The organism is Microbacterium sp. UBA837 (assembly GCF_002296025.1).
In the GTDB taxonomy this organism is placed as follows: domain Bacteria; phylum Actinomycetota; class Actinomycetes; order Actinomycetales; family Microbacteriaceae; genus Microbacterium.
In genome coordinates, this window is the sequence record NZ_DBHD01000093.1 from 22,324 (window position 1) to 32,541 (window position 10,218).

Sequence of the window (10,218 nt, forward strand, 5' to 3'; positions counted from 1 at the left end):
GCACGCCGCACGACGGGTGCGAGGCCTCGCAACCCAGGTGCCACATGCCGCGACCAGAGGTCGCCCGCCCGACGGATCATGCCGCGGTCGTCCTCGACTGCGGGGCTGCGACATCGGCGAGCACACGACCGATCACTGAGGATGCCGTCACTCCAGCGAACTCGGCTTCGGGGTCCATGACCAGGCGGTGGGCCCATACCGGCTGGGCAAGCGCCTTGATGTCATCGGGCAGCACATATGTGCGGCCTTCTTCGGCTGCCCAGACCTTCGCGGCGCGGATCATCGCGAGCATTCCGCGCACTGAGACACCCAGGCGCGTGTTCGCGTCCGCGCGGGTCTCTTCCGCGAGCTGGGCCGTGAACCGCAGAACAGCTGAGTCCACGTGGACGCTGGTGAGCAGGTCGGCGATCTCAGCGACGGCGGATGTCGTGATGACGGGGCTGATGGCCGCCGAGCGATCGCGAGTCGCCGTACCGCTGAGGATCTGCTCCGCCGACGCGAGATCGGGGTAACCGATGCTGGTCTTGATGAGGAACCGGTCGAGCTGAGCTTCGGGGAGCTTGTAGGTTCCCGCCTGCTCGATCGGGTTCTGCGTCGCGATCACCATGAACGGCCGGCCCGTCTCGTGGGCCTGACCGTCGATCGTGACGCGGCCCTCCTCCATGACTTCCAACAGCGCCGACTGCGTCTTCGGGCTCGCCCGGTTGATCTCATCGGCCAGCACGATCGAGGCGAAGATCGGCCCCTTGTGGAAACTGAACTTGTGCGCCTGCTGGTCGTAGATCGTCACACCGGTGACGTCGGAGGGCAGCAGGTCGGGCGTGAACTGGATGCGGCTGTTCGTGCCCTGCACGGTCGCGGCGAGCGCTTTCGCGAGCTGCGTCTTGCCCGTTCCCGGTGCATCTTCGAGGAGCACGTGCCCCTCGGCGAGCATCGCGGTGAGCACGAGCCGGATGACGTCGGGCTTGCCCAGCACCGCCTGCCCGACGTTGTCACTGAGCCGCTGAAACGTCTCGGCGAACCACGTCGCCTGTTCCTGTGTGAGTGTCATGTGTGGTCTCCCTGGGTCGGTCACCAGATGCTCGTGACGAGCTCTGAATAGCCATCGATTCGGATCCGAAGCGCTTTGCCGCGATAGGCGTTGTCTCCGAAGAAAGGGGTCTGTCCAACGCCGTTCTCGAAGGCCGTGTTGTAGCAGCGGTTGTCGGCCCAGGATGCCCAGTTCCCACCACCGTCTTTGCCATCGGCCCAGACGCAGAGCGTGCCCGTATAGCCGTTGCTGAGGTGGACCTTTATGAACGATCCCACTGGGGCGGCGCCACCCTTCGAGACGCTGCTGATCGAAGGTTTCGGCGGGTCGTTCGCCTGACCGGTCTGCTCGCCAGTCGTCACGCCTGCCTCGTTCGTGTAGCTGAGGTTGAGGGTGGAACTCTGGCTCGGCTGGAGTCCCGTCGCCGTCCAGGTCAGCGTTCCTTCGCCACCGACCGGCGCCGAGGACGCGGTGATCGGCCGGCCGTTCGCGCTCACTGTCCAGGTGAACTTGACCGCGTTGTCCTGCCGCTCGGCAGTGAAGTTGCTGATGATCGGCTTGCCGAATGGAACCGCATCCGGCGACACGGCGTCACCGCTACGGGCGACGCCCTCGAGCGACGACTCCGCCCAGACGGTCACGGAGTACGTCGAACCGTTCGACAGACCGCCGATGTCACCGCCGCTCGCCGATAGCGTGCCTTGCGCTCCGGTCTGATTGACGCGGTACCGGTACGTGATGTCGCCAGGCCTGTTGCCATTCGCCGCGCCCGGAACAAACGCAACCCGAACCGCGCCGTCGAGCGGCTGGATCGTGACATTCTGCGGTGCTCCCGGAGCGATTGCGCCCCGGCGCGGTGCCGAATCCGCACTCGCCGGCGAGCTCCCCGCCTTATTGCGGGCCGTCACCGAGAACGTGTAGTCGGTCTCACTGGTGTCCACCACGACGTTCTGACTCGTACCTGACGTGACGATTGTCGTGAGAACAGAACCCCCGCGCTTGACGCTCACCGTGTAGTCAGCCACCGGGTCACCATGCGTGTCCGCGGGTGGGGTCCACGACACGGCGATCTGCGCCTGCGAACCGACCGGCGTCGCCGCGGTTGTCACCGGCTGACCCGGAGCATCCGGAACACCCGCGGGAATCACGGTCGCCGAGTAGCCACTCCAGTCCGACGGGTCAGGAGCGCGGTTCACGGCCTGCACGCGTACCTGATAGGCCACGCCGTTCTCGAGCCCTGTCCACGTCAGGGAGTTACCCGTCACGCCCGTCTTCTGCAGCGAACCGACAGCCGGGGCGGGCGAGATCTCGAGGTTGTAGCTCAGCACCGGGGAACCGTTGGAGTTCGGCGTCGACCAGTTCACGGTGATCTGCCCGTCACCGAACACGGTGGTCGGTGCACCAGGGGTGTCGGGACGCGCATCGGGTCGCGCCGGCGCCGACGACGGCGACGGGTCCGACTCGCCCACGGCATTGACCGCAACGACCGTGAAGGTGTATTCGACGTCATTGGTCAGCCCGTCGAGGGTGCACGTCGTCGACGCGCAGGTCTGCGAGTACCCCTGCGGGGACGAGACCCGATACTCCGTGATCGCGGAACCGTTGTTGGCGGGCGCGGTCCACGACAGCACAACGGTGCGGTCCTGGATAGAGGTCACCGCGGGCGTACCCGGCGCGTCCGGCCGGCCCTGCACCGTAAGCAGGATGCGCCCCTCGACCTCGCGGTCGGCGGCCTTCGTGGCATCCGCGATGCGATAGGTCACGATCATCGTGCCGAAGAAGTCGCCGGCGGGTGTCACCGCGACACGGTCACCCTGGACGACGGCATCCCCACGACCTGCATCCACCCGTGCACTCACGATCGTGAGCGGCCCCCGATCAGCGAACGGGTTGAAGTCGTTCGCAAGAACATCGACGGTCTGCGTCTGACCCTGATTCGCCTGCGCAATGATGTCATCGTTGGCCACCGCGAACGGCCGCTGACTCGTCACCGTCGTCACGGCGATGCTGCCCTGCCCCGGCTCTGACGTCCCATCACTGGCGGTGATGGTGATCTCGACGTCGGTTCCGGCCGGTGTGTCGGATGCCGCCGAAACGGTCAGCGTGTCGCCCGAGATCGATGCCTCGAAACCGTCCGGCACCGCACCATCGATCGAGAAGCTCAGCTTCTCGAGGTCGCCCTCGTCAGGGTCATACGCGAGCTTGGCGAGGTTGAGCGTCGCCGGTTCCTCACCGGGAGCGACCTTCACCGCCGCGTTCCGCATCGTGGGCGATTGGTTCTCGGTCGGCAGCACGGTGATCGGAATGATGACGTAGCCCGAGAGACCCTCCGGGTCGTCAGGACCCGAACCGTCGGTCACCAGAACGCCGATCGAGTCCGATCCGAACCACCCCGCAGCAGAGGTGTACTGCAGCGTCACCTCGTCAACGAGCGGCGCCGATCCATCCGAGTGAGCCGTGCGTATGGAGTCAGCCGTCGCCACCCGGGGGGTCTTCCCCGTCCGCACACGCACGTGATCGGCCAAGCGGATCTCCACCGATTCCCCGCTGTCGACGACGATCGGCGTATCGCTCGACAGCGTCGGCACGAGAGAGTCAGACCCCGGAACGAAGATGAACGCCTTCCCGACGTTCCCATCCTCGTCGGTCACGGTGTACCGGATGACCTGCGCGCTGGGCAGCACGGGAAGCGTGACGGTACCGTCTGCTGCGACTGTCGCGTCTTCCGAGGCGACAGCGACTGTCAGCCCCGCGATCGAGCCATCGGGGTCCTCGTCATTGTCGAGCGCCGAGAGCGAAACGGTGAGGTCGTCGGCGATGTCGTGGATGGTTGCGCGATCGTCACGCGCGATCGGAGGAAGCAGGGGAGCATCCGGACTCACCCGCACGAGCAAGGAGCCTTGCGCCTGAGCACCGTACGTGTCAGAGATGGTGTACGTCACGGTGTAGTCACCCGCGGTAGCGGGAGCGGTGAAGAGCACCCGGCCTGCAGCGACGGATGCGTCGATTCCTGCTCCCGTCTCCAGCTGATCGCTGAGTGTGATGTCTTCACCGTCAGGGTCGGAATCGTTGGCTGTGACCGCGACGGCTACCGCGCGCCCGGGACGCACCACGACAGTGTCTTTGGCTGCGTACGGCGGCTGGTTCTCGAAACCGGCCGGCGCGACCCCTACCGTGACCGTTCCCTCTGCCGTCGCGCCCAGACGATCACGAACGAGGTATGTGAACGTGTCGCGGCCGGCGGCATCCGGGAACGCGTCGTAGGTGAGCCAACTGTCGCCGACGCTGACCTGTCCCTTCGTGGGAGAGGAAGACAGCCCGACGAGCTCGACCGAATCACCGTCAGTGTCGATGCCATCCAGGGGAATCGCGATGCGCTCTGTCGAACCGGCCACCGCACGAGCCGTCACAGACGTCGGCCGCGGCGGCGAATTCGTGCCCTCATCCTCGGCCACCACCTGGATCGTGACGTAGCCCGCGGTGCGGTTCTGCTGCGAGTCCTCGATTTGGTAGGTCGCGTGCACGGTTCCCGGAGTGTCGCCGGCTTGGAATCGGATGCTCTCCCCCGCCACGAAGATCGCATCGGCGTCTGCGACATCCGTCTCGACCAACTCCGGCGACAGGGTGATCGTGTCGCTGTCGGGGTGATAGTCGTTGGCGAGAACCGGGATCGTCACGACATCGCCGACACGCACGATCCCCCGATCCTCCACCGCCACCGGGGGACGCAGCTTCTCGGGAAGGGCAACCGGTAGCACGACGACGTCACCGGAGGTACTGTCGGTGCCGTTTGAGACCGTGTAGGTGAGTGTCACGGTCTTCGACAATCCCGCGAGGTCGGTCACGCGCAGCACACTGTGATTGAGCACCTCGACGGAAACCCCCGACCCACTGGGCGCTTTCGCTGACTGCACCACAAGAATCCCGCCACCGGGGTCGGTGTCGTTGGCGAGGACATCGACGAGCACATCGCGACCTGTCGGCAAGAGGGCGAGGTCCCGCACAGCCACCGGCTGCTGGCTCGTCGCTGACGCATCCAGCACGTCAATCCGCACGAGCCCGACGGCCGAGCGTGGGCCGTCCGTCACGAGGTACTGCACGTAGTACGTACCCGGTGTGCTCGACGCGAACTCGAACGAGTTCTCGCTGTAGTTCGGCGTCAGGGTGATCCCCGGCAGCGCGTCGACCTTCGAGAGTCGCAGCAGTTCGCCGCTCGGGCTGAGATCGTTGCTCAGAGGCGAGACCACGACGGGAACATCCGCCACGGTCGTAACGCGGTCAGAGTTCGCAACAGGGTCGAGCGAGCCTTCGGGACGAACGTTGACCCGCAACACGCCCTCGGCCTCGTCCCGCCCATCCGAGACGACAAGCGTGACCTCCTTGGTTCCCGCTTGGCCGCTGGTCGCGGCGAACTCGATGACCCCGTTGCTGCGATAGCTCACGGTGTCACCACCTTCGACGGTGGCCCGCTTGAGGTAGATGTCGTCACCGTCAGGATCGATCCAGCCATCGAGCGCGCCATACGACATCGAGGCCCCAGCCTCGACCTGCACGGTGTTGACGCGTCTCTGCGCGGGCGCCTCGTTGGAGCTCGCGTCCCGCACGGTGAGCGCGACCGTGGCTTGATCAGTACCACCGCGCCCGTCATCGACCTCGTACGAAAATGAGGTCGCGCCGCTCGCGTTGGCAGGCACCGAAACCTGCAGGGATGCACCGCCCAACACGGATGCCACGGCGTACCCTCCCGCAGGAGTATCCAGAGCCGTCGCGCTGAGGAGGTCGCCGTCTGGGTCGGTGTCGTTCTCGGTCACCGGCAGGAGCACCGTGCGCCCCGCACGCACGCCGAACTCGTCATCCACCGCGACCGGCGGATTGTTCTGGGCGGAGCGCTCGGGCAACTCGTACTGGGGCTGCTCGTCTTCGCTCTCCTCCTCGTCGGCGTTGTCGTCAGCGGGAGGAGTGACGTCAGTCCAGTTGTCGACCTTCTCGATCTCGCTTTCGACGACCCAGACCGTTCCACCGCTGATGTCGTTGACGACGACGACCCTTCGATTCATGCGGAGCACGAGCGTTGCGGTTGGCGCGACATCGATCTCTTTCACGGCCGGCTCAGCGTCACCCGTGCACGAGCGCACGTAGGCACCGGTTCCACTCCACACTGCGTAGGCGCAGCCTGCGAGCCATACGGGAGCCGCGGGGGCGCCGCCGCCGACGACGGCGACAACCTCGGGGTCGCCACCGCCCAGCGGCACACGGACGAGCGCGCTCGGGGTGGCGACGAACACCGCATCCTGCCCCGCACCAGAGCGCTGAAGCACACCGTCCTCGCCATCCGGAATGACTGTCGCGGAGCCATCCGGACGGTACAGAGTGCCGGTATCGGCATCGAAGGCAGCCGCGCTGTCGTTGATCGCTGCTACTTGAACGCGCGCGCTTCTGTCGATTCCATCCAAGCTGATGACGGCGTCACTGGACGAACCATCGGCACTGCTCGTTGCAACGCGCGTCAACGTCCCCTCGGCGGCGGACACTGCAAAGACGTAGTCACCATCAGACGACACGGCGACCCCACGGCCCGCCCCGACTTCGGCGGTAGCCGCATCCTCGGCGAAGGTAGCACCTGCGAGTGCATCGGCTGGGAGGATGTGCAAAGCGTTGCCGGCGCGCACCGCGATCGTCGTTCCACCCAAGGCAACATCTGCGCCTGCGGGCACCGCAGTGGGGTTTGAAAGCTCGACGGTCGCCGGGTCGACGAGCGTGAGCGTCGCGTTGGTCTGATCGTGAACGATGACCGTCGCGGCATCCTGAAGCACGTCGAACTCACCTGCGCGCGCTCGCGCGGCGCCATCGAGAAGACGCGACGGGTAGTTGAGGTGACCGACGAGCAGGTCGTTGCTCTTGGTAACCCACACGCCCCCGTCATCCAGCTTCACGTCAGCGGTGGGAACACCCGGATAGATGACTGCCAACGTGGAGATCACCAGCGCGGTCGCAGCGAGCGTCGCGCCCGACGCGAGCGCGCCGCGTCTACGCATCAGGTCCGCAAAGAAATCCCGCACAGTGACATCCCCAGAAAAGACAAGTAGCCCCCGACGTGTTGTCATGCGCATGGTGCCCCGCATACGCCGCCCAGTGGGACCAGTAGACCTGATCACCACCGCCGAGCCGTATGGGGAATATTCCCCATACGGCTCTCGGGCACGAGTGAAGCAGGCAGGCGGGCGAACCGGCCGCCGGATTCGTCGGATCGGACGCATCCGGATTTTTCGGATCGCTGCCGCGCGCGTTACACAGCGCGCGATCTCGGAAATGCGTGCGTGGTATATCTGTGTACTGGGCGGGGAGGACCGAACGATGCCGGGGGGCAGCATGACAACGGACTCTGATCACACCTCGAACAGCGAATCAACCGCGGATTCGGTCGAGAAATTCGCGGCTGACCTGCGTCGCCTGAAACTGGATGCCGGGAGCCCAACCCTGGCGAGACTGCAGTCCGAGACCGGCATATCGCGCACCGTCATCTCGGATGCCTTCGCCGGTAAGACCCTTCCGTCAGAGCGCACGGTCGATGCCCTTGTGCACGCATGTCAGGGCGATCAGGACGCGTGGCTCTCGCGTCGTGACAGCCTCGCACGAACCCTGCGCGGTGATGCCGACGGCGATAACTCGGAGCCCGACACCAGAGCAGGGCGCCCGCTCACGCGCCGCGGTGGGATCCTCATCGGGCTGGGAGCCTTCGCCGGGGGCCTGCTCGTGGCCGGCGTCGCCGCCGCGCTGCTCCTACCCTCGCTCGTGGCCGCCGAGGTCAGCGCACAGTCATCGCGGGCCCGCATCCAGGTGACAAACGGCACCGATCCAGCGCAGACAGAGTGCATCGACGATGCCAAAGTTGCCACCGGCGACACGCGAGCCGATAACTCGCTGCTCGAGATCATCTGGTCTGACAAGTGCCAGGCAGGGTGGGGTCGCATTACCCGCTACGACGGACTCTCCATGGGCAACACGGTCTCGATCTCTCTCTACCCGCAGACTGCTCCCGACGGACCCGACCGTATAGACGTCGTCGAACAAGACGTTCAAGGAGCCTATACGGGTCTCATTGTTCGCCCCTCCGATGACACATTGATCTGCGCGGAAGGCAGCTTCACCGTCGACGGGAAGCGCATCGATCTCGGCGATCCGCTCTGTATCTGAGCCGGCTGAGTCACCGCTCTCTCTCAAACCCACGGTGTCGCGCCGGTGAACAACCGGCGTGTGCAAGGCTGGGTGAGTGCGCTCCACGGGTGAGCCACGACCGTGGCATGAGAGTTACCGCACACGACTGCTGATCAGCGACGCCGTCGTTCTGGTGTGGGTCGTTTACGGTACCCAGATCGTGTGGTTCGGCACCGGCAACGCGCAGCTCTCACTCCTGCGAGACCTGCGCTTCACCGCCGTGTCGTACTGGTTGACCTCCGCGATCCTCGTCGCCCTGTGGCTGCTCGCCCTGAGCCTGGCCGACACCCGAACGCCCGGCGTCGTCGGCACCGGCATGACCGAATACGTCCGCGTCATCGACTCCTCCCTCGTCCTGTTCGGGGTCATCGCGATCGTCGCATTCCTCTTCCGCGTCGACATCGCCCGCGGCTACCTGCTCATCAGCCTGCCCGCCGGCATCCTGCTGCTCCTGCTCGTCAGATGGCTGTGGCGCCAGTGGCTCGTCGCCAAACGACGCGTCGGAAAGTGCGCCTCCGGCGTCATCCTCATCGGATCGCCGGCGTCAGTCGCCCAGGTCGGCCACGAACTGCAGCAGCGCCGCGACACCGGCTACCTCGTCGTCGGAGCCTGCCTCCCGCCCGACGACCACGAAGCGGGCATCCCGACGACGGATGCCGACATCCCCGTCCTCGGCACCTTCGACGACCTCACCCGCGTCCTCGCCGACACCGGCGCCGACACTGTGCTGGTCACCAGCAGCGACGCTCTCCCGCCCGAGAAGGTCAAGCAGATCTCGTGGAGCCTCGAAGCCGGCCGCCAGCACCTGCTGCTCGCACCCGGCATCGCCGACGTCGCCGGACCCCGCATCCACACCCGACCCGTCTCGGGCCTGCCCCTCGTCCACGTCGAGACACCGCGGTTCTCGCCCGGCCAACGCTTCGGCAAGCGCATGTCCGACCTCATCGTGTCGCTTGTCGCCGTCGTCGTGATCAGCCCACTTCTCGGCATCCTCGCCCTCGCCGTGAAGCTCTCGTCGCCGGGCCGCGTCTGCGTCCGCGAAACCCGCATCGGCTATCACGGCCGCCCGTTCACGATGCTCGCGTTCCGCACGGCTCGCGAGGACGACGACGGCACCGTGCCGACGGCCCTCGGCAGGTGGATGCACCGCCACACCCTCGACGACCTTCCGCAACTGTTCAACGTCATCGGCGGAACCATGTCGCTCGTCGGCCCCCGCCCACCCCTGCCGGGCGAAGTCGAGACCTACACCGACGCCTCACTGCGTCGGTTCCTGGTCAAACCAGGCATCACGGGCCTGTCGCAGATCAGTGGCCGCGAGAACCTCGCGTGGGAGGACGCGGTGCGCCTCGACCTCTCCTACGTCGAGAACTGGAGCCTCATCGGCGACGTCGCGATCGTCATCAAATCCGCCAAGGCAGCCCTCCTCGGCCGCGCAGCCCGGTGACGCGTCGCACGCTCCTCAGTGACCGTCGCGACGCGACCGCGATGTGCGAGCGTCCAGGCTCACACCGATCGCGACGCCGATCCCGAGGCCCACCGGCAGCCACAGCCCGATGTTCTGCGTGATGACTCCCACAACCGCGCCAAGACCGGCGCCCAGCGCGATCCCGATGCCGGTGGCCACGCCCGACCGCTGAGCCGAACCCGAACTCATTGCAGCAGCAGCGCGTACGTGATCCAGTACGCCGCGAGACCCAGTGCGACAAGACCGATGCCGGCCAGCACGATCCGCCCCACCGTCCACTTCTTCTCAGCTGGCTGATTCTGTGCAGGCTGCTCGCTCACGGTTCCTCCTCGACGGTCCACATGCCACGCGGGCGCGTGCGCCTGGCCGACGTTACCCACCGGACGTGGCACATTAATGCCATTGGCCATAACGCGCCTCAAGGAGGACCGATGACCGACAAACGAGCTCTCATCGTGCTCGCCGCTGCCCTCCACGACCCGGGCGCCGACCCGGCCACACTCGC

General features: G+C 66.2%; 6 protein-coding genes. 2 read left to right on the forward strand and 4 right to left on the reverse strand.

The genetic code is table 11. From position 1 onward, the window contains the following. Positions 1–76: 76 nt before the first annotated feature. Positions 77–1,051, reverse strand: a complete 975-nt coding sequence (locus B3587_RS06970) for an AAA family ATPase (RefSeq protein ID WP_292727443.1) — start codon at positions 1,049–1,051, stop codon at positions 77–79. Positions 1,052–1,071: 20 nt separating this feature from the next. Then, the gene (locus tag B3587_RS06975) at positions 1,072–7,134 is read right to left on the reverse strand and encodes an Ig-like domain-containing protein (RefSeq protein ID WP_292727445.1); all 6,063 of its coding nucleotides are present in this window, start codon (positions 7,132–7,134) and stop codon (positions 1,072–1,074) included. A gap of 265 nt (positions 7,135–7,399) precedes the next feature. Here B3587_RS06975 and B3587_RS06980 point away from each other — a divergent pair, with 265 nt between their 5' ends. Both B3587_RS06980 and B3587_RS06985 read left to right on the forward strand, forming a co-directional pair. Then, positions 7,400–8,224 (forward strand): DUF2690 domain-containing protein, encoded by an 825-nt coding sequence (locus B3587_RS06980; protein WP_292727447.1) that lies wholly within the window; start codon positions 7,400–7,402, stop codon positions 8,222–8,224. A 76-nt stretch (positions 8,225–8,300) separates the two neighbouring features. Beyond that, positions 8,301–9,692, forward strand: coding sequence for a sugar transferase (locus B3587_RS06985; RefSeq protein WP_292727449.1), 1,392 nt, complete (start codon positions 8,301–8,303; stop codon positions 9,690–9,692). 15 nt (positions 9,693–9,707) lie between these two features. Here the strand turns inward: B3587_RS06985 and B3587_RS06990 are convergent, their stop codons facing one another. Together B3587_RS06990 and B3587_RS06995 are read right to left on the reverse strand one after the other, a co-directional pair. Continuing rightward, complete coding sequence (locus B3587_RS06990) at positions 9,708–9,902, reverse strand: hypothetical protein (protein WP_292727451.1); 195 nt, start codon at positions 9,900–9,902, stop codon at positions 9,708–9,710. After that, positions 9,899–10,033, reverse strand: a complete 135-nt coding sequence (locus tag B3587_RS06995) for a hypothetical protein (RefSeq protein ID WP_292727453.1) — start codon at positions 10,031–10,033, stop codon at positions 9,899–9,901. Before B3587_RS06995 ends, B3587_RS06990 begins: the two co-directional genes overlap by 4 nt. Positions 10,034–10,218 lie beyond the last annotated feature (185 nt).

Excerpts from the sequence above, each read along its gene's own strand:
- B3587_RS06975 (WP_292727445.1), bottom strand. The coding sequence starts at position 7,134 with ATGACAACACGTCGGGGGCTACTTGTCTTTTCTGGGGATGTCACTGTG.
- B3587_RS06980 (WP_292727447.1), top strand. The coding sequence starts at position 7,400 with ATGACAACGGACTCTGATCACACCTCGAACAGCGAATCAACCGCGGAT.
- B3587_RS06990 (WP_292727451.1), bottom strand. The coding sequence starts at position 9,902 with ATGAGTTCGGGTTCGGCTCAGCGGTCGGGCGTGGCCACCGGCATCGGG.
- B3587_RS06970 (WP_292727443.1), bottom strand. The coding sequence starts at position 1,051 with ATGACACTCACACAGGAACAGGCGACGTGGTTCGCCGAGACGTTTCAG.